Annotated in this window: 21 protein-coding genes and 1 tRNA gene; 5 read left to right on the forward strand and 17 right to left on the reverse strand. The window is 35.4% G+C overall.

Annotation, left to right across the window (positions count from 1 at the left end; genetic code table 11):
• The first annotated feature begins 15 nt into the window (after positions 1–15).
• From GAPWK_RS00410 to GAPWK_RS15300, 5 genes are read left to right on the forward strand one after another with little or no spacing between them, the layout of a single operon-like run.
• Entirely contained in the window at positions 16–837 is an 822-nt protein-coding gene (locus GAPWK_RS00410; protein WP_025314330.1) for a DUF6708 domain-containing protein, read from the forward strand.
• A 52-nt stretch (positions 838–889) separates the two neighbouring features.
• Complete coding sequence (locus GAPWK_RS00415; protein ID WP_025314331.1) at positions 890–1,711, forward strand: DUF6708 domain-containing protein; 822 nt, start codon at positions 890–892, stop codon at positions 1,709–1,711.
• A 58-nt stretch (positions 1,712–1,769) separates the two neighbouring features.
• Positions 1,770–2,591: a DUF6708 domain-containing protein gene (locus GAPWK_RS00420; protein ID WP_025314332.1), complete on the forward strand. Its 822-nt coding sequence runs from the start codon at positions 1,770–1,772 to the stop codon at positions 2,589–2,591.
• Between the two features lie 58 nt (positions 2,592–2,649).
• Positions 2,650–3,492 (forward strand): DUF6708 domain-containing protein, encoded by an 843-nt coding sequence (locus tag GAPWK_RS00425; RefSeq protein ID WP_025314333.1) that lies wholly within the window; start codon positions 2,650–2,652, stop codon positions 3,490–3,492.
• A gap of 52 nt (positions 3,493–3,544) precedes the next feature.
• Positions 3,545–3,679 (forward strand): hypothetical protein, encoded by a 135-nt coding sequence (locus GAPWK_RS15300; protein ID WP_255519009.1) that lies wholly within the window; start codon positions 3,545–3,547, stop codon positions 3,677–3,679.
• Positions 3,680–3,898: 219 nt separating this feature from the next.
• On the opposite strand, the gene GAPWK_RS00430 is transcribed toward GAPWK_RS15300, so the two are convergent.
• From GAPWK_RS00430 to glmM, 17 genes are all read right to left on the reverse strand, one after another.
• Positions 3,899–3,974, reverse strand: a tRNA-Asn gene (locus GAPWK_RS00430).
• Between the two features lie 106 nt (positions 3,975–4,080).
• A complete protein-coding gene (locus tag GAPWK_RS00435) occupies positions 4,081–4,671 on the reverse strand; it encodes a YiiX/YebB-like N1pC/P60 family cysteine hydrolase (RefSeq protein ID WP_025314334.1) in 591 nt (196 codons plus the stop codon).
• On the reverse strand, positions 4,644–5,231 hold the full coding sequence (locus GAPWK_RS00440; RefSeq protein ID WP_025314335.1) for a biotin transporter BioY: 588 nt from the start codon (positions 5,229–5,231) through the stop codon (positions 4,644–4,646). The genes GAPWK_RS00435 and GAPWK_RS00440 overlap by 28 nt, the downstream gene beginning before the upstream one ends.
• Positions 5,232–5,340: 109 nt before the next feature.
• Entirely contained in the window at positions 5,341–5,973 is a 633-nt protein-coding gene (locus GAPWK_RS00445; protein WP_038516965.1) for an MBL fold metallo-hydrolase, read from the reverse strand.
• Between the two features lie 20 nt (positions 5,974–5,993).
• Positions 5,994–7,382 carry an MFS transporter gene (locus GAPWK_RS00450; protein WP_025314336.1) on the reverse strand — a complete coding sequence of 463 codons (1,389 nt, stop codon included), beginning with the start codon at positions 7,380–7,382 and terminating at the stop codon, positions 5,994–5,996.
• Positions 7,383–7,509: 127 nt separating this feature from the next.
• A complete protein-coding gene (panS, locus tag GAPWK_RS00455) occupies positions 7,510–8,475 on the reverse strand; it encodes a ketopantoate/pantoate/pantothenate transporter PanS (protein WP_025314337.1) in 966 nt (321 codons plus the stop codon).
• Positions 8,476–8,522: 47 nt separating this feature from the next.
• Positions 8,523–9,317, reverse strand: coding sequence for a TatD family hydrolase (locus GAPWK_RS00460; protein WP_025314338.1), 795 nt, complete (start codon positions 9,315–9,317; stop codon positions 8,523–8,525).
• A gap of 8 nt (positions 9,318–9,325) precedes the next feature.
• Positions 9,326–12,526, reverse strand: coding sequence for an exodeoxyribonuclease V subunit gamma (recC, locus tag GAPWK_RS00465; RefSeq protein ID WP_025314339.1), 3,201 nt, complete (start codon positions 12,524–12,526; stop codon positions 9,326–9,328).
• Positions 12,527–12,804: 278 nt separating this feature from the next.
• Positions 12,805–13,230, reverse strand: a complete 426-nt coding sequence (locus tag GAPWK_RS00470; RefSeq protein WP_025314340.1) for a F0F1 ATP synthase subunit epsilon — start codon at positions 13,228–13,230, stop codon at positions 12,805–12,807.
• Positions 13,231–13,256: 26 nt separating this feature from the next.
• Positions 13,257–14,639, reverse strand: coding sequence for a F0F1 ATP synthase subunit beta (atpD, locus tag GAPWK_RS00475; RefSeq protein ID WP_025314341.1), 1,383 nt, complete (start codon positions 14,637–14,639; stop codon positions 13,257–13,259).
• A gap of 47 nt (positions 14,640–14,686) precedes the next feature.
• On the reverse strand, positions 14,687–15,556 hold the full coding sequence (atpG, locus tag GAPWK_RS00480; RefSeq protein ID WP_025314342.1) for a F0F1 ATP synthase subunit gamma: 870 nt from the start codon (positions 15,554–15,556) through the stop codon (positions 14,687–14,689).
• A 13-nt stretch (positions 15,557–15,569) separates the two neighbouring features.
• A complete protein-coding gene (atpA, locus tag GAPWK_RS00485; RefSeq protein ID WP_025314343.1) occupies positions 15,570–17,111 on the reverse strand; it encodes a F0F1 ATP synthase subunit alpha in 1,542 nt (513 codons plus the stop codon).
• An 11-nt stretch (positions 17,112–17,122) separates the two neighbouring features.
• Positions 17,123–17,656: a F0F1 ATP synthase subunit delta gene (gene atpH / locus GAPWK_RS00490; protein WP_025314344.1), complete on the reverse strand. Its 534-nt coding sequence runs from the start codon at positions 17,654–17,656 to the stop codon at positions 17,123–17,125.
• Positions 17,657–17,669: 13 nt separating this feature from the next.
• Entirely contained in the window at positions 17,670–18,140 is a 471-nt protein-coding gene (atpF, locus tag GAPWK_RS00495; RefSeq protein ID WP_025314345.1) for a F0F1 ATP synthase subunit B, read from the reverse strand.
• A 24-nt stretch (positions 18,141–18,164) separates the two neighbouring features.
• A complete protein-coding gene (gene atpE, locus GAPWK_RS00500) occupies positions 18,165–18,395 on the reverse strand; it encodes a F0F1 ATP synthase subunit C (protein WP_034901511.1) in 231 nt (76 codons plus the stop codon).
• Between the two features lie 36 nt (positions 18,396–18,431).
• The gene (gene atpB / locus GAPWK_RS00505) at positions 18,432–19,214 is read right to left on the reverse strand and encodes a F0F1 ATP synthase subunit A (RefSeq protein WP_025314347.1); all 783 of its coding nucleotides are present in this window, start codon (positions 19,212–19,214) and stop codon (positions 18,432–18,434) included.
• A gap of 252 nt (positions 19,215–19,466) precedes the next feature.
• Complete coding sequence (gene glmM, locus GAPWK_RS00510) at positions 19,467–20,804, reverse strand: phosphoglucosamine mutase (RefSeq protein WP_025314348.1); 1,338 nt, start codon at positions 20,802–20,804, stop codon at positions 19,467–19,469.
• Positions 20,805–20,943 lie beyond the last annotated feature (139 nt).

A 20,943-nucleotide genomic window follows, 5' to 3' on the forward strand; every position in this document is an offset into this window, starting at 1 on the left:
CGAAAAGGAATAACAATGCCATCACAATATCGTCCACAAATATTAGGCTGGATAGGGGATTTAGATAAAGGCTCAAAAAATATTTCAGGTGCCGATGATCGCTTACTGTATGCTAACGATAATTATTGTGCTTTTCTTCGTAAAACATCATCTGATCAGGTTTTTTATTTATGTATTTTTACTATAGTTTTTATTGGATTAATACCGACAATTTATTTAGGTTTTTCATTACTATCTGATTTACTATATAAAAATGAAAGTTTAATGTCACTTGTTATTATTATCGGACAAATTGCTTGCTTTCTTGCTATATATATATCCATACCCGAAATTTATCAAAATCTTTTTACACGGCGAGGATGCCCAATAATCTTTAATCGTAAAACCAATAAAGTGTATATTAATGAAAGTTATTTCTTTAATTTTACTTCGTTTAAAAATCCGATTCATTTTTTACAGCCTAATAAAAAACGAATAAAAGAGTATGATTGGGCCGATTTACATGGGGTTGTGGTGCATAACTTTTCCACCTATTCACTCAATACTACTATTTTAATGGTGTGTGAGCCGGGTACGCATAAAACTATTGACCATGTGCTATTAGATCCACTGCGTAATGGTATTGGTAGTTATCAGGTTTGGGGGTGGGTCAATAATTTTATGTGCTTTAACGATCTAATCAGTTTAAACGACGGGAAATATACGTGGGAGCAAGAAACACCTTTTAAAAAGGATATCATCCAAGATCAAGGTTGGCCGGAATGGATGGTGGAAGCGTTTAACGCCCTGTCGCCCGAACACCTTACTGAGATTAAGCAAAAATATCATGTGCAATAACTAGCTTGCTCAAGAAATAAAAATAAAGAAAAAGGAATAATTAGGAGCAACAATGCCATCACAATATCGCCCACAAATATTAGGCTGGATAGATGATTTAGATAAAGGTACGAATTACCTTTCAGGTGCCGATGATCGTTTACTGTATGCTAACGATAACTATTGCGCTTTCCTTCGTAAAACGTCATCTGATCAGATTTTTTATTTATGTATTTCTACAATTATCATTGTGTGTTTAATTCCAGCAATCTACATATGCTTTTTGTTAATTTTTGATTTAATTTCTAAAAAGGAGAATTTTATATTACTTATTGTTATTATTGGACAAATTTTTTCCTTTCTTGCCATATATCTAATGATTCCCGAATTATACCAAAATCTTTTTACACGGCGGGGATGCCCAATAATCTTTAATCGTAAAACCAATAAAGTGTATATTAATGAAAGTTATTTTTTTAATTTTATCTCGTTTAAAAATCCGATTCACTTTTTAAAGCCTAATAAAAAACGAATAAAAGAGTATGATTGGGTCGATTTACATGGGGTTGTGGTGCATAACTTTTCCACCTATTCACTCAATACTACTATTTTAATGGTGTGTGAGCCGGGCACACATAAAACTATTGACCATGTGCTATTAGATCCACTGCGTTATGGTATTGGTAGTTATCAGGTTTGGGGGTGGGTCAATAATTTTATGTGCTTTAACGATCTAATCAGTTTAAACGACGGGAAATATACGTGGGAGCAAGAAACACCTTTTAAAAAGGATATCATCCAAGATCAAGGCTGGCCGGAATGGATGGTGGAAGCGTTTAACGCCCTGTCGCCCGAACACCTTACTGAGATTAAGCAAAAATATCATGTGCAATAACTAGATTACTCAAGAAATAAAAATAAAGAAAAAGGAAAAGGAATAATTAGGAGCAACAATGCCATCACAATATCGCCCACAAATATTAGGCTGGATAGGGGATTTAGATAAAGGCTCAAAAAATATTTCAGGAGCCGATGATCGTTTACTGTATGCTAACGATAACTATTGCGCTTTTCTTCGTAAAACATCATCTGATCAGATATTTTATTTATGTATTTTTACTATTGCTTTTATTCTTTCAATACCTTTAATTTATTTATCTATAACTATAATTTTAGATTTAGATTCTGATGAAAACACTTTAATATTTATCACTTTTATTGTTATGTTAATTGCTTCTTTTGTTGGATTATATTTATCTATTCCTGAAATTTACCAAAATCTTTTTACACGGCGGGGATGTCCAATAATCTTTAATCGTAAAACCAATAAAGTGTATATTAATGAAAGTTATTTTTTTAATTTTACTTCGTTTAAAAATCCCATTCATTTTTTAAAGCCTAATAAAAAACGGATAAAAGAGTATGATTGGGCTGATTTACATGGGGTTGTGGTGCATAACTTTTCCACCTATTCACTCAATACTACTATTTTAATGGTGTGTGAGCCGGGCACGCATAAAACTATTGACCATGTGCTATTAGATCCACTGCGTTATGGTATTGGTAGTTATCAGGTCTGGGGATGGGTCAATAATTTTATGTGCTTTAACGATCTAATCAGTTTAAACGACGGAAAATATACGTGGGAGCAAGAAACACCTTTTAAAAAGGATATCATCCAAGATCAAGGCTGGCCGGAATGGATGGTGGAAGCGTTTAACGCCCTGTCGCCCGAACACCTTACTGAGATTAAGCAAAAATATCATGTGCAATAACTAGATTACTCAAGAAATAAAAATAAAGAAAAAGGAAAAGGAATAATTAGGAGCAACAATGCCATCACAATATCGCCCACAATTATTAGGCTGGATAGATGATTTAGATAAAGGTACGAATTACCTTTCAGGTGCCGATGATCGCTTACTGTATGCCAACGATAACTATTGCGCTTTTCTTCGTAAAACGTCATCTGATCAGATTTTTTATTTATTTATTTCCTTAATATCAATATTATCCCTTACTTTTTATATAATTTTTTATTTTTCATTTAATTTTAGTTTTAGTTTTAGTTTTGAAATCTCAATTGATAATGATGAAAAAATTATAGATATTTTATTATCATTAGGCGTTATTGTCAGTTTGTTTGCTATATATCTAATGATTCCCGAACTATACCAAAATCTTTTTACACGAAAAGGTAGTCCAATAATCTTTAATCGTAAAACCAATAAAGTGTATATTAATGAAAGTTATTTCTTTAATTTTACTTCGTTTAAAAATCCGATTCATTTTTTACAGCCTAATAAAAAACGAATAAAAGAGTATGATTGGGCTGATTTACATGGTGTTGTGGTGCATAACTTTTCCACCTATTCACTCAATACCACTATTTTAATGGTGTGTGAGCCGGGTACGCATAAAACTATTGACCATGTGCTATTAGATCCACTGCGTTATGGTATTGGTAGTTATCAGGTCTGGGGATGGGTCAATAATTTTATGTGTTTTAACGATTTAATCAGTTTAAACGACGGAAAATATACATGGGAGCAAGAAACACCTTTTAAAAAGGATATCATCCAAGATCAAGGCTGGCCGGAATGGATGGTTGAGGCGTTTAACGCCCTGTCGCCCGAACACCTTACTGAGATTAAGCAAAAATATCATGTGCAATAATTAGATTACTCAAGAAATAAAAATAAAGAAAAAGGAATAATTAGGAGCAACAATGCCATCACAATATCGTCCACAAATATTAGGCTGGATAGGGGATTTAGATAAAGGCTCAAAAAATATTTCAGGAGCCGATGATCGTTTACTGTATGCTAACGATAATTATTGTGCTTTTCTGCGTAAAATGTAATGGCTATATCTAAGATTTGCTTAGTGATCAGCTAAGATAACAAAAAAACTTGATTGATAATTTTATCTTTTAACATATTGAATAAATTTAATTGTAGTATGGAGTAAGTAATTTTTCTTTATGATTTTTAAAAAATAGATTAATAATGAAAAGTTAGAATAATAGTAAATGATAATTGAAATTTAGTGTTTTTATGGCATATAAAATGATGTGAGAAGTTGGCTCCTCCAACAGGACTTGAACCTGTGACATACGGATTAACAGTCCGCCGTTCTACCGACTGAACTATGGAGGAACCGAAATGTAGCGCGCATATTATAGATTTAATGGCGCTATGTCAATAGTTAATTATCTAAAATTTCTTTTTTGTTCAATTTTTAACTTATTATCGTTATTTAATATTATTTAAGGGTCAAGATTGTCTTAAATAGTTCTTTTTGTCTTAATAGCTGTTGTGGATGTGAACCGAGCTCTCCTTGAGGGATCGGTTGTTTTAATTCTCGATAATAATTGATCCAATAGGGGAGAATCTGGTCAGTGGTTAAATTCTTAAAATTCATAGGATAAAGTTTAAAATAGTCTTTACCCGATTCATACTTAAAAGTATAAGTAATCAGTTGGCTACAGTAAAACCCTTTGGCATCTGAACGAAAACTGTGGTTATAGGGCAATCCTAAACAGTCTTGAACACGAATTAATGCATTTTTAATGATAGTTTTATTGCCAATCGTTGCAACCACATTATATTGGGCGGAGTCTAAAAAAGATTTAAGTGGTTGCTTGATTACTCCATGCTTTTGGGTCGCTTCAATCACCAGATCATTGCCGATATATAAGCCGACATGGCTTATTTGATTAATTATATCGTTTGAACTAGGCAGGGAACCAGAATGAGTAATCGCCTTATTAAATTCGCTTTCCTCATTCTGAGATTGAAAAATGATATCGCCAATTTGCATTTTTATTAATGTTTTTTCGCGTGATAACGCCATAGTGAAAACATAACACAAGTAGCAATGATAAACTTGAGCGCATCAACACCAACAAAAGGTAAATAACCCACTTGTAATGCTTCGCTAAGTGAAATATGAAAATAACCCATTAAATAAGCTACACCAAATACAAAGATTAATTGATGGGCGCAAGCAAAGGCGATTAATCCTAAAAGGAAGCGACGATCATAACCTTTTTCGGCAGCAAATCCAGCGATATAAGCACTAAATGCATACCCATATAGGTAACCAGCAGAAGGAGATATTAATGCCATAAATCCACCACTACCATTAGCAAACATTGGTAAACCGAGCGCACCTAAAAACAGATATTGGAGAATTGCTAATGCACCTAGTTTACGACCTAGGCAAGCACCAATCAGTAAAACACCTAAAGATTGTAAACTAAAAGGTACTGGGTAAGTGGGAATGCTGATATTCGCCGCAAGGCCTAGCAATAGTGCTGCACTGGTGGTTGCACATAATTTGCGTTGCCAAGATGATAAATTGAACAGTGTGTTAATGAATGTAGGGTAATATGTTGTTAATTGTTGTTTCATTATTTTCTACCATTAAAAGATAAACAGTAGTGCCATAATAATACAAAAATTTATAATGTAAACCATTTTAAATTTAAAAAGTTTACATTATTGTTTGCAGCGTTTCTTGTTATACTAAGAAAGGGTTGGTCATTCGTTCATTTCCAAAGCTTGACATTGGACCATGACCGGGAACAAATATAAAGTCATCACCAAGAGGGAATAGTTTATGGGTAATTGATGAGATGAGATCAGCATGATTCCCGCGAGGAAAGTCTGTTCGTCCAATACTGTTTTTGAATAAAACATCGCCAACAAAAGCAATTTTATCTTTTAAATTGATAAATACAATATGTCCAGGAGTGTGACCAGGGCAAAATAGGACATCAAGCGATATATTGCCAATCTGAATTTTATCGTTCTCTTTTAACCAACGATCTGGTAAGAAACTTTCGGTATAAGGAAAACCAAATTGCATAGATTGTTGTGGTAAGGCTGTAAATAAGAACTCATCTTCTTGGCTAGGACCAATGATTTTGACATCATAGTGTTTAGCTAATTCAGCAGCTACGCCAACATGATCTAAATGACCATGTGTTAATAAAATTTGTTTGATATTAACCCCGAGTTTTTCAACTGCTTTTTTGAGTAATTCTGGCTCTCCACCGGGATCAATAAAGGCAGCCTCATTTGTTTCATCACACCAAACAATACTGCAGTTTTCTTGAAAATCCGTTACTGGAATGATTTGATATTGAAACATAATTGTTATCTCCTTGTCGCTTAATGCCGAGCCGTTAAATTCTCACCATCTTGTTTTTGTAATTGAGCAAAAATCATGCTTGATAGCATGGTTACAATACCCAGTATAACAAAGGTTAGTTGAAAAGCGTGAATAGTCGTTGTTGTGTAACCAAATAATCTTACCAATAAAGCACCAAAGCCGGTACCAAAACTGATCGCTAACTGTTGATTGACGGCCATCAAACTATTGCCACTACTTGTGCTTTCTCCTTGTAAATTTGCTAACGTTATACTGTTCATTGAAGTAAATTGCATTGAATTGATGCCACCAATACAAAATAGCAAAATTCCTAATATCAAAAGTGGGGTAGTTAAGTTTAATAACGACATTAAAAGGATTAAAATTCCTGCTAAGATGGTATTTGCTATTAGCACAAAACGATAGCCTAAACGACCAAGAATCCGAGTAATAAAGAACCTTGTACAAATTGATGCAATAGCCATTGGCATTAGCATCATTCCAGCAAAAATTGCTGAATAACCGAATCCAACTTGTAGAAATAAAGGAATAAGAAAAGGCACACCAGAAATACCTAATCGACAAACTAAATTACCAATAATTCCTATTTTAAACGTTCGTATATCAAATAAAGAGAGTGGAAATAAGGCTGCTTGTTTCTTTTTTGCATAGTTGCGATAAATAAATAAAAAAGCAAGACTAATGACAGCGAGAGCCAGAGGTAAATAATATTGTTTACCTTGATTTAAACATTCAACACTAAGAGTTGCACTAATAAAAGTAATAACGATAAATATAAATCCAAATAAGTCAAAAGGCATACGTTCACCTTTTATGTTCGGCATATATCTTAAGCTAATCATTACCCCAATAATACCAATTGGTAAATTAATAAAAAAGATCCAGTGCCAACTTACCATATCAACAAGGTAGCCACCTAAAACAGGCCCTAGTACTGGGCCGATTAAACCCGGAATTGTTGCTGTGTTTAACGCCGCTAAGAACTCATTACGTTTAAATGCTTTAATCAAAACCAAACGTGAAACAGGTACCATCATTGATCCACCAATACCTTGAATAACCCTTGATATATCTAAAAAAACTAATGAATTAGACAAAGCACAAAGTAATGATCCTAAGGTAAAAAGTGATACGGCCATCACAAAAATATTTCGTGTACCGAATTTGTCCGATAAAAAGCCACTTACTGGAATAAATAACGCCAATGTTAGCGCATAACATATTACTGCTGATTGCATATTCAGTGGTGATTCATTGAGGTCTTTAGCCATAGTTGGCAGAGCAGTATTTAAAATTGAGGTATCAAGTGATTGCATAAAAAATGCAAATGCGGCAATCCAGGGTAATATTCGATAAACAAAAGGTGGTAATTGTAATTCGCTATTCATTTTTTCAGCCTAAAATTGATTGATATGCTGGGGGAGAGAAGGATCATAGTAAATCCTAAAGTTATACTCTCTTACGTGTGATTAGTGAGTAAGAGAGTGAATGGATTTTATTTTACAATATCCACGATCAATTGTTAGATTTTTTCTTATTTTTAACGGGTTTTTCTTGCCAATAACCAGCCAGAATCGAACCTGAAATATTGTGCCAAACAGAAAATACAGCAGCGGGTAATGCTGATAGAGCTGAAAAATAAGTTGTGCCTAGAGTAGCGGCTAATGCGGAGTTTTGCATACCCACTTCTAATGACATAGTTCGACAAGTTGATTCATCGAAGCCAAATAATTTTCCTCCCCAATAACCACCTAGTAAACCAATACCATTATGAATAATCACAGCAAAAATAACCGTTATACCAACTTGACCAATTAGATCATAACTACCAGCTACAACAATACAAATTATTAATAAAATACAGATCATTGACATTAATGGTAAAAATCGTTCGCATTTTTTTACTATTGAATATAAGAAGTGGTGGACAATCAAGCCAAGAATAATAGGAATTAGAACAATTTGGATAATATGCATTAACATATTCCAAACAGGAACTTCAACAGTTGTACCAACGAGTAAAAGCGTAAGAATTGGGGTAACCACTACACCAACAAGGGTTGAAACCGACGAAATAGTCACTGACAGTGCCACATCACCTTTAGCTAGATAAATCATCACGTTGGAGGCAGTTCCACTCGCTACGCTACCAACTAGTACCATCCCTACTAATAACTCTGGCCGCATAGTAAATAACTTAGATAAGATTAAAGCGGTGAGTGGCATAACAATGTAATGCAGTAGGGTACAAATTATGACTGCTTTTGGTTTGGTTACAACTCTTTTAAAGTCATTAATACTTAACGTTACCCCCATCGTAAACATTACAAACATCAATAAGTGTGATGTATGAGGTCGTATGGGAAGGAATGTATTTGGTGAAAAATAGGCAATTATTGCACAAAGGATTGCCCATAACGGAAATAATCGGGTAAGTAAGATAATGGATTGCACAAAAAGCTGACTATGACGTTGAGACATAAAGCACCACCTTGTGGCTTATTAAACTATTAATAATTAAATGGTTATTAATATATTTGGTTTTGAATTTTCATTTTATTAATTCTATTAAATAGCGTCAAGGTATTTGTTAGAATCGTTCCACCTATTTGTTTATAATTTTCAACACGTAATTGACAAAGTATGTTAAAAATATCGACAATGTTTTCTGGGCGGTTTATTTGCCCTTGTCGACCACTTAAAGGCATATCAGGGGCATCGGTTTCTAATACTAGGCTTTCGAGGGGTAACTTTGCAATGGTATGGCGAGTTTTATTTGCTCTAGTGTAACTTATTACGCCACCTACACCAATATAATAGCCTAATTTAATAAATTGCATTGCTTGTTGATAGCTACCAGAAAAACCATGGATCACTCCGCGACAAGGTAAATTAGCTTGACGTAATTCGTGGTAGATAACATCATGAGTTTTGCGTGAATGAATTAATACGGGTAATTCATAACGTTTAGCTAAATCCAGTTGAGCTCGAAAAAATGTAAGTTGTTGTTGATAATCAACGGAAATGTCATAACGGTCTAAGCCGATTTCGCCAATAGCAACTAACTTGTTAGGAAAAGTACTAACGATATCTGATAATTTTTCAAGATCAGCATGGGAATGTTGATAGATAGGATGTAAGCCCAGCGCAGCATAAAGTTCATCATACTGTTCAGTTAGTTTCAGAATTTGACTGAAATGATCTGCTGATACAGCAGGTATAATTAAACTGGCAATTTTAGCTTTTCGAATACGACTTATTGAGTTATCTAAATCTGTAACAAAAGCAGGGAAATTGAAATGGCAATGCGTATCTATAAACATAATGCCTCCTATTCTACTGTTACTTGATTTAATAAGATTGGCAATAGAAATTGCTTAGCAAAATAGATGATCTGTTCTATTAGTTCATCGGTTAATTCAGGATACAAACGTTCATAGTAACTGTCGATCTCTGGTGATTGGAAAAGGCCTCCTTGCCAAGTATTAATAAGCTGACTTTTAGCCCTATCACTAGCAACGATTTCACCAGTTTTTTTATTATAAGCCGACGTTAACCAACTCCATGCACTTTGAATTGGCATTAATAAGGGTTGATTGATGCCTTGCAAAAATCCTTCAACTAATGAGGTTAAGTAAGTTAATGCCTCGTTAGCTTCTAAATGCGAAAATCGCCATTCTTGCTCATCACGACCATAAATGCGACTTTGGTTATCAACTTTCTCAGGATATAAAATACAATAAACCAAATGATCTATCCATAATGAGATGCCATCACGAATTGAGAGTTTTGATGGACGCCAAGTTAAAATACCATCGGCTTGTATATGTGTTAACCACCCCTGAAGTGGGTAATATTGCTTATTTGCCTCAATTGTTAAATTGACTTCCTCGCTGGTCATCTCTAACCGTTCTTGACGGATTTTATCTGCTAAAGATTGCATTGCTTCAGTTTGCTCATCATAAATGATCTCACCAAAAGCGCCATCAGGTAATTCACCCGTTAATCTTAATTGTTGATAAAGAACCTCTGAATCTTGGGCGGTTTGAGTAATTAAATGATTTAAAATTTGCACATTAAGTTGATAACGTTTTAAGCTATCAAGATTAAAGTTTTCGGCATCAGGTAAAGTATCATCAAGGTAACTGACATAAAAATTAAATCGTTTTTGTAAAAATAACCGAATAGAGTGCTGAAAGAATCGTTTTAACTCATCAAGATTAATATAATCAACACTTATAGCAGGTATTTGACTAATAAATCTTTGGCTTTCTCCTTTTTTCAGGGCTGCAGGTAACCACTCATCAGCATAACTTTTCGGCTCTTGTAAAAAATTTACAGGATTAAATGGCGTTCTGGTATGTAATACTTTTAAAGAATTGACATTTTTTTCTAAATTTTTGGTTGGTTCACCATAATATTGAACAATATATTCCCAGAGCTCATCAACCAGTACTGAAGGGTAACGTTCGCTATTATCTTTCATATCTCGCCCGATATAACTGATATATAGCTGATATTGTGTAGACAAAATAGCTTCTAAAAATAGATAGCGATCATCAGTTCGACGGCTACGATCGCCTCGTCTTGGGTATTTGGCGATTAAATCAAAATCCAGCGGTAGTGACGTTCTTGGGTAGTCGCCATCATTCATGCCTAGCAAACAAACTACTTTAAATGGAATGGAGCGCATGGGCATCATAGTACAAAAATTGATTTTACCGACTAAAAAACGATGTGCTAAGTGATTTTGTTCTAAACGTGCCTGCATTGCATCATGCAAAACAGTGATTGAAATAAGGCCGGTAAACTGAGCGGTCAAACCACTATTAATTAACTGTTGCCACTCATCTTCTATCATTAATAAAATAGCATCGCGTTGCTGATTATGCGTAAAAAAATCATTAATTAATTCAAGGCAACAACCTTGCCAATCAGATAATGATTTTGCTTCATTTAAAATCGTACACCATTTACGAACAACTTTAATAAATTCAGATAATTGACCAATAAGTTCCGCATCTAATCCTGTTGCACCATCATAAGGTAAAATTTGTTGCCATCCACCTTGTTCACTATTCATGGTATAACCAAGCAATAACCGTTCAAGACCAAATAACCAGCTGTGTGCACTTTCAAGACCAAAGCGGATACCAGATTCTATAATCCAAGTTCGCAATAATATTAATTGTGATTCAGTTATGGAAAATTTTTCAGCTACAGCTGGAATTTCCAATAAGTTAAATAAATCTTCCGCGGTGAATCGACTGTTTGGAAAGTTTAAAATAGCAAAAAAACCTTGTACGATGGGATCAATATTGCGAGCCTTTTGGTCAGAAATAGTAAATGGTAAATAGCGTTCACCTCTAGCATTACCAAAAACAGCTCGAATATAAGGTACATAGCGATCAATATCTGAAACCATAACAATACAATCACGTAGTTCAAGATCTGGGTTTGTATCAAAAACAGATAATAGATAATCGTACAATACTTCGACTTCCCGTTGTTCACTATGGCAGGCATGGAACGAGATAGATTTATCAGAAGCATCAATTTGTTTATCGCCTAAATCACTTTGATAAAGCTCTAAAATATCTTGCTGAATTGAGTGCAATAGACATGTCCGTTCTTGATCAACAAATGCCTCAATATCCTGTTTACTATTAAATTCTTGCAATAAAAATAAATTGTCGCGACCTAGTTTTCCCCACGAAGTAAGTAATGGATTAGGGATTTTATCTGGTGTATTTAAAATATCGGATAGTTGTTTTTCAACAATATCGCCCCAGTACCATTTACAGGGATTATTAAACATCAAATGCACATCGATGTGTTGACCAAGTGCTGAGAGTAATGACAGATAAATAGGTGGAAGAGAAGTGATCCCAAAAATATAAACTCGTTTAGGTAAAGAGTTTAACCTTAAATGATCAAAGTCCTTATCTAACAAAATATCTAATATTTGTTGGTAAATATTGGCACGGTGATAGGGTAGGCTGATTGAAATAAGTTGCCGCCATAATTCTGCTTGCCAAATTTCATCTGGATGGTGATTCAATTCACTTACGGTTTGATTGGCTTCCCATTTTGCTAACCAATCAGGACGATATACCAAATATTGGTCAAATAATCGTGCTATCCGCGTTGCTAATTGATAGTGTTTGCGTTCTTCTTTATCAATATTTAGATAATGTTTGATTGTCTCAAATTCAGGTCGTTCAATGATCTTAGGCAATAAATAGTATAAACGCCAAGTCATTGATTCGACGTCATAGTTATTTTCAGTCGGTGAATCTGGTAAAAGGATTTGATATATTTGCCAAATAAATTGACTGGGAAAGGGAAAATCGACATTGGCAAGAATACCAAGATCGTTGGCCAATTCAATTTGTAACCATTGCGCCATACCTTGGCTTTGTACAATCACCATATCGGGTGTAAAAACCTGTTCTAATGGGTCTCTACGCATTAATTCACTGACTAAGGACTTGAGTAAATCGACTTGATTTGAATGATAAATAGTAAACATAGTTACATTAATATTAATATAATTAGTCAGATTATCGCTGATTGTTATGAATAAATCTAGCTATGATTAGGTCGCAATTTTTTGTAACTAAATAGTTTTATAAAATCTAAATAGGCTTTAAAAAATGTTAAGGTATATTTTTGAGATAAAAAAATCGTGATTTTTAGATAGAATTTTTTCAAAAAAGTAGTTAAAAAAGCAGCTAAGTAGAAATTAAAAAAGGTTACAATTTATTAATTTGTAACCTTTTATGGGTTTATCTAGTAATTAACGTATTTTTATTGACTCATACGACGAGTTAATTCGATAACACGAATTTTAGCTAAAGCTTTTGATAATTCAGCCGATGCTTGAGCAAATGACATATCATCACTAAGATGATTAATGTGTTCTTTTGCTTGTCTCACTGCTTCTTGTGCTCTCGCTTCGTCTAAGTCTTCACCACGAATTGCTGTATCGGCTAAGATTGTGACGATATTTGGTTGAACTTCTAAGACGCCACCAGAAAGGTAGATAAACTCTTCTTCACCATCCGCTTTTACAATACCTACCATACCTGGTTTAATCATTGTAAGTAGAGGAGTGTGGCCTGGATAGATCCCAAGTTCACCTTCTTGCCCTGTGATTCTGATTCGCTGAACATCACCCGAAAACAGGTGAGATTCAGCACTAACAACTTCTAATTGATAGGAAGTTAGTGCCATAATACTATCTCCGTTCAATGAATCTCTTAGAGAGATTTTGCTTTCTCAATTGCTTCGTCGATTGAACCAACCATATAGAATGCTTGTTCAGGAATGTGGTCGTAATCACCGTTCATAATTCCTTTAAAAGCACTGATGGTATCTTTCAATGGTACATATTTACCAGGAGATCCTGTAAATACTTCTGCAACGAAGAATGGTTGAGATAAGAATCGTTGAATTTTACGTGCACGTGCAACGGTTAATTTATCATCTTCTGATAATTCATCCATACCAAGAATTGCGATAATATCTTTTAATTCTTGATAGCGTTGTAAAATTGACTGAACGCCACGAGCACAATCATAATGTTCTTGACCAACAACAAGTGGATCTAATTGACGGCTAGTTGAATCTAATGGATCAACCGCTGGATAGATACCTAATGAAGCGATTTGACGACTCAATACGATTGTTGCATCTAAGTGAGCAAAGGTGGTTGCTGGCGACGGGTCAGTCAAGTCATCGGCAGGTACATATACCGCTTGAATAGAGGTAATTGAACCTGTTTTAGTTGAAGTGATACGTTCTTGTAATAAGCCCATCTCTTCTGCTAATGTTGGTTGGTAACCTACCGCAGATGGCATACGACCTAATAATGCAGATACTTCAGTACCCGCTAAGGTGTAACGATAAATATTATCGATGAATAATAATACGTCCTTACCTTCGTCACGGAATTTTTCAGCCATAGTTAAACCAGTTAACGCCACGCGTAGACGGTTTCCAGGTGGTTCATTCATTTGACCATATACTAACGATACTTTATCAAGTACGTTTGATTCTTTCATTTCGTGATAGAAATCATTACCTTCACGGGTACGTTCACCCACTCCAGTAAATACTGAGTAACCTGAGTGTTCGATAGCGATGTTACGGATTAATTCCATCATATTAACGGTTTTACCAACACCAGCACCGCCGAATAGACCAACTTTACCACCTTTAGCAAATGGACAAATTAAGTCGATAACTTTGATACCTGTTTCAAGTAACTCAGTTGAGTTAGCGAGTTCTTCATAAGTTGGTGCAGCACGGTGAATTGCCCAACGCTCTTCTTCACCAATTGGACCTGCTTTATCAACAGGATCACCTAGTACGTTCATAATACGACCAAGTGTTTTGGTACCTACAGGTACTTCAATACCGTGGCCTGTGTTTACTACTTTAAGTCCACGTCTTAAACCATCAGATGATCCCATTGCGATACAACAAACAACGCCACCACCTAATTGTTGTTGAACTTCCAGAACTAATTTTTCAGTGCCAGTTTCCACTTCTAATGCATCATATACCTTCGGTACTGCATCTTCTGGGAATTCGACATCAACCACCGCACCGATGATCTGGACAATCTTTCCAGTAGCCATTTTTAATCCTCTACGTCTTTTTCTTAACTATAAGCCAATATTTAGCACTAACCTGAAACAGCGGCTGCACCGGATACAATATCAATCAATTCATTTGTGATAGCACCTTGACGTGCTTTGTTATACACAATTTGTAATTCATTAATTAGGTTTGCACCGTTATCTGTTGCTGCTTTCATGGCCACCATTCTTGCCGCTTGTTCACTCGCTAGATTGTCAACCACAGCTTGATAGACTTGTGATTCAATATAACGACGTAAAATCACATCTAATAGTGATTTAGCATCTGGCTCATAAATATAATCCCATGATGAAGCTTTGAGCGCTTTATCTTCCGATGGTGGTAATGGTAATAATTGCTGTATTGTTGGTTTTTGTGACATGGTATTAATAAATTTATTAGTAACAATATATAATTTATCAATATTACCTTTGTCATATGCCTCAAGCATTGTTTTTACCGGTCCAATTAAATCGGATAAAGTTGGTTCGTCACCTAAATTAGTGACTTGTGTTAAGATGTTTGTTTTTACTGATGAGAAAAATGAAACACCCCGAGAACCAATTAAAGCAACATCAGCTTCAACATTTTTTTCCTGCCATGCTGACATATCAGCAATGACAGTTTTGAAAAGATTGATATTTAAACCACCGCATAAACCACGATCGGTTGAAATGATAAGATAGCCAACTCGCTTTACATCTCTTTCTTCTAAATAAGGATGCTTGGCGCCTATCTGAGCTAACGCTAAATGTCCAATTACTTCACGAATCATTTCAGCATATGGACGACTTGCTGCCATTCTATCTTGCGTTTTACGCATTTTAGAATTGGCAACCATTTCCATCGCTTTAGTGATCTTTTGCGTACTTTGGATACTGGCAATTTTTGTTCTAATCTCTTTTGCATTAGCCATTTTTTACCACCCTTTACCAAGTTTGAGTTGATTTAAAGCTTTCAAGTAATGCTTTTAACTTACTTTCAATCTCATCATTGTAATTACCCGTTTCGTCGATTTGTTTGACAAAGTCAGCATATTGACTATGGGCATAAGCAAGGAGTGCTGTTTCAAATGGTAATACTTTAGCAAGTTCTACATCTTCAAGATAACCACGTTCAGCAGCGTAAAGTACAATTGATTGCTCAGCAACAGTCATAGGCGAGTATTGCTTTTGTTTCAATAATTCGGTTACCTTTTCACCATGACTTAATTGGTTTCTTGTTGCTTCATCTAAGTCAGAAGCAAATTGTGAGAACGCAGCTAATTCACGATATTGTGCAAGTGCCGTACGAATACCACCTGATAATTTTTTCATTATTTTGGTTTGTGCCGCACCACCAACACGAGAAACCGAAATACCCGGGTTAACCGCAGGGCGAATACCTGAGTTAAATAGGCTTGTTTCAAGGAAGATCTGACCATCAGTAATTGAAATTACGTTAGTTGGTACGAATGCCGATACGTCACCAGCTTGTGTTTCGATAATTGGTAATGCCGTTAATGAACCTGTTTTACCTTTTACTTCGCCTTTAGTAAATTCTTCAACATAAGCTTCGTTAACACGAGCTGCACGTTCAAGTAAACGAGAGTGAAGATAGAATACATCACCAGGATATGCTTCACGTCCAGGTGGACGACGAAGTAATAACGAAATTTGACGGTAAGCAACTGCTTGTTTAGATAGATCATCATAAACAATTAATGCATCTTGACCACGATCGCGGAAGTACTCACCCATAGCACAACCGGCGTAAGGCGCTAAATATTGTAATGCGGCTGATTCAGACGCTGAAGCTACAACAACGATAGTATTTTTTAGTGCACCATGTTCTTCAAGTTTACGTACTACGTTTGCAATAGTTGACTGTTTTTGACCAATTGCTACATAAATACATTTTACACCTGAATCACGTTGGTTAATGATTGCATCGATTGCTAATGCTGTTTTACCTGTTTGACGGTCACCGATAATAAGTTCACGCTGACCACGACCAATTGGAATCATTGAGTCGACGGCTTTATAACCTGTTTGTAATGCCTGATCGACTGATTGACGATCGATAACACCAGGTGCGACAACTTCAACTGGTGAAAATCCATCATGTTGAATCGAGCCTTTGCCATCAATAGGTTCACCAAGTGTATTGATAACACGACCTAATAAGCCATCACCAACGGGTACCTGTAAAATACGACCAGTACATTGCACTTTCATCCCTTCCGATAAGTCTTCGTATGGTCCCATAACCACTGCACCGACTGAGTCTCGTTCTAGGTTTAATGCCATTGCATATCGATTACCAGGTAATGCAATCATTTCGCCTTGCATTACATCGGTTAATCCGTGAATTCGAAGAATACCATCACTTACTGAGATGATTGTTCCTTCATTGTGAGCATCACTCACAATATTGAACTGAGCTATCCGCTCTTTAATTAGTTCACTTATTTCAGTTGAATTTAGCTGCATTATCAGTCCCCTTAAGACTGTAGAGCGTCATTTAAACGATTTAAACGCCCTCTGATACTACTATCAATAACCATATCGCCCGTACGAATAATAAAACCAGAAATGAGCGATTTATCTATATGACATTTTAGTTTTACTTTTCGTGATAAACGTTTTTCGACAGCGATAGAAATTTTATTAAGTTGTTCGCTAGTTAGCTCATTAGCTGAAATGACATCAACATCTGCTTGAGCATCTTTATCCAAACAATATTGTTCAAACAAAGTTAAAACTTCAGGAAGAAGTGATAATCGTTTGTTTTCAGCCATAACTTTAATAAAATTAGTGCTAAACTCATCTAATACATCTTTACAGATGTTGATGAGTAAATTAGCCACCGAATCAGTTTTCATATCAGATGTTAGAATACTTCTTACTTGTGCATCTTTGCTTACTTGAGAAGTTAATACTAACATTTTATGCCATGATTCGATGCTGTTTCTTTCTACCGCAAAATCAAAAGCGGCTTTAGCATAAGGACGAGCAATTGTAATTAAGTCAGCCATTGCTCTATTCTCCTTATAATTCAGCTACGAGTTTATCAATGATGTCGCTATTTGCGGCTTCATTAACAGAACGTTCAATAATTTTTTCTGCACCAGCAATAGCGAGTGTAGCGACTTGTTGTTTAAGCTCTTCTCTAGCGCGTTTGCGTTCAGCTTCTACTTCGGCAAGTCCTTGAGCAACAATACGTTCTTTTTCGCGGATCGCTTCTTGTTGTGCTTCTTCAAGAATGATAGCTTTGCGTTTGTTTGCTTGCTCTATAATTGCATTAGCCTCTACCTTAGCCTGTTGCATTATGTCAGATGTATTTGCTTTGGCTAATTCCAAATCTTTTTTTGCTGTTTCTGCTGAAGCAAGACCGTCTGCTATCTCTTTTTGGCGTTTTTCAATCGCACTAATAACAGGTGGCCAAATAAACTTCATGCAGAACCAAACAAACAATACAAATGTAATTGCTTGGCCGAGGAGAGTTGCGTTCATATTCATGAGACGATTCCTCTTAAAAGTTTATTAACCGGCAACAGCAAAAATAACATAAAGCGCAATACCCACACAGATCATTGGAATCGCATCAACTAAGCCCATAACGATAAAGAATTGGGTACGTAACATAGGCATTAATTCAGGTTGACGAGCGGCACCTTCTAGGAATTTACCACCTAGTAATCCAATACCAACTGCACCACCAATTGCAGCTAATCCCATCATTATGCCCGCGGCTACAAATAACATACTATCCATTATATACTCCAGTTTATTATCAAAAAAATATTGAAATTAGTGATCTTCCGTTGCCGATGCCATTGCTAAATAGACGATCGTCAACACCATAAAAATAAAAGCTTGTAACGTAATAATTAAAATATGGAATATGGCCCAAGGTAATGAGAGTACCCATTGTGACCACCAAGGTAATAGTGCAGCAATTAAGATAAAGATAAGTTCGCCAGCATACATATTACCGAAAAGTCGAAGCCCTAAAGAAACTGGTTTAGCTAATAAGCTAACAAGTTCAAGAATTAAATTGATTGGCGCAAATGCCCAATGATTAAAAGGATGAAGTGTATATTCTTTAATAAATCCAGAAATACCTTTGTATTTAATTGAATAGATTATGATAAGAATAAATACGCCTAATGACATTGACATAGTGATACTGACATCTGCAGAAGGGACGACTCTTAAATGCGAAAGACCTAAATATTGTGCAGCGTAAGGTAAAAAGTCTACTGGAATGAGATCCATTAAGTTCATCAAAAACACCCAAGTAAACACAGTTAAGGCTAACGGTGCAATGAGTTTATTTTGACCTGTGAACATGTCTTTAACAGTGTTATTAACAAATTCAAAGAGCATTTCTACTGCACATTGCAATTTACTTGGTACACCACTGGTAGCTTTTTTAGCTACACGATGAAATATCCATAAAAAGATAACACCAAGTACAATTGAAAAGAACAACGAGTCCAGATTAAAGGTCCAAAAACCAGAACCTACTTGCAAGTTCTCAAGATGGTGCTTGATATAAGCTTGTGGTGAAGCTGGAGAGGAAACTGACATAAAACCCTCTTACCTTATTCCTAAAATTTAAAAATACTGCTTATATCCCTTTTAATAAAGGTATAAGCAATCGCTGTAATAATCCGAAGCTACTATTTTAAACCTAATTGCCTATAATAAGTCAACCTTTGATTAACAAAATTAAGAATTTAGACACTTTTTACTAAATTTGTGTAAAGAATAGCAACTTTATATGCCACTTTAATAGAAATAACCCCCTATTAATCGTCAAATTAATGGGGATAAATTAACCTAATTTGATGCTTTAACTGCTTCAGCGATTTGTTCTGCCAGTTTTTGTACTTCAGCAGCATCATTACCTTCAACCATAACGCGAATAAGTGGTTCTGTTCCTGATTTTCGAATCAAAACACGCCCATGAATACCAAGTTCTTTTTCGGCTTGTTCAATGGCTAATTTAACATTAGGATTTGTTAATGGATCATGTTTGCCAGCAAATCGTACGTTGATTAATACTTGTGGCATCATGGTCATGCCACTACATAAATCAGCTAATGACATATTATTACGCACCATTGCGGCTAATACTTGTAAACCCGCAACAATACCATCACCAGTGGTGGTTTTATCTAATAATAAAACGTGACCAGAGTTTTCAGCACCTAAGCGCCAATTTTTTTCAAGCATTTTTTCAAGTACATAACGATCACCAACTTTAGCGCGTACAAATTGAATACCCAAATTTTTAAGTGCGATTTCAAGTCCTATATTACTCATTAGTGTACCAACAACGCCACCTTTTAATTGACCTTGCCTTAATGCTTCACGAGCAATAATATAAATAATTAAATCACCATCAATTTTATTCCCTTTATGATCAACCATGATAATGCGATCACCATCACCATCGAGGGCAAATCCTAAATTAGCTTTTTCATCAATAACACATTTGGCTAATGCTCTAATATCTGTTGCTCCACAATTATCATTGATGTTAACTCCGTCGGGTTCACAGCCTATCTCTATCACATTTGCACCAAGTTCACGTAAAACTTTAGGAGCAATATGATAAGTTGCACCGTTAGCACAATCGACGACTATTTTTAAACCAGCTAAACTTAAATCATGATCAAAAGTACTTTTACAAAATTCAATGTAACGACCTGCTGCATCGGTAATACGGCTTGCACGTCCAAGTTGTTTGGATTCAACGCAGTCGATCTCTTTTTCAAGCTGAGCTTCAATTTCTAATTCGATTGCATCATCAAGCTTTTTTCCTTCAGTCGAAAAAAATTTAATACCATTATCATAAAATGGATTATGTGATGCAGAAATAACCACACCTGCATCAGCTCTAAATGTTCTTGTTAAATACGCAATAGCTGGAGTTGGCATGGGGCCTGTAAATGCAGTGGCAACACCCGCCGAAGCAAATCCTGCTTCAAGTGCTGATTCAAGCATGTAACCAGAAATACGAGTATCTTTACCAATTAATACTTTTTTAACCCCATCTTTAGCAAGTACACAACCTGCAGCCCACCCCAGCTTAAGCGCAAAATCTGGTGTGATAGGGTACTCTCCAACTTTGCCTCGAATCCCATCAGTGCCAAAATATTTTCGATTAGACATTTTATTCCCTCACACTAAATTTTATTGTCGGTCTATTTCTTAAGTATAAAATCGTAATTTAAAAATTATTTTAACTAGACGTATTGTTTATAAACTTTTTTGTAAAAAAGTTTGAGGTTAACTATACGTTTCAGTATAA

The organism is Gilliamella apicola (genome assembly GCF_000599985.1).
Classification (GTDB): Bacteria; Pseudomonadota; Gammaproteobacteria; order Enterobacterales; family Orbaceae; genus Gilliamella; species Gilliamella apicola.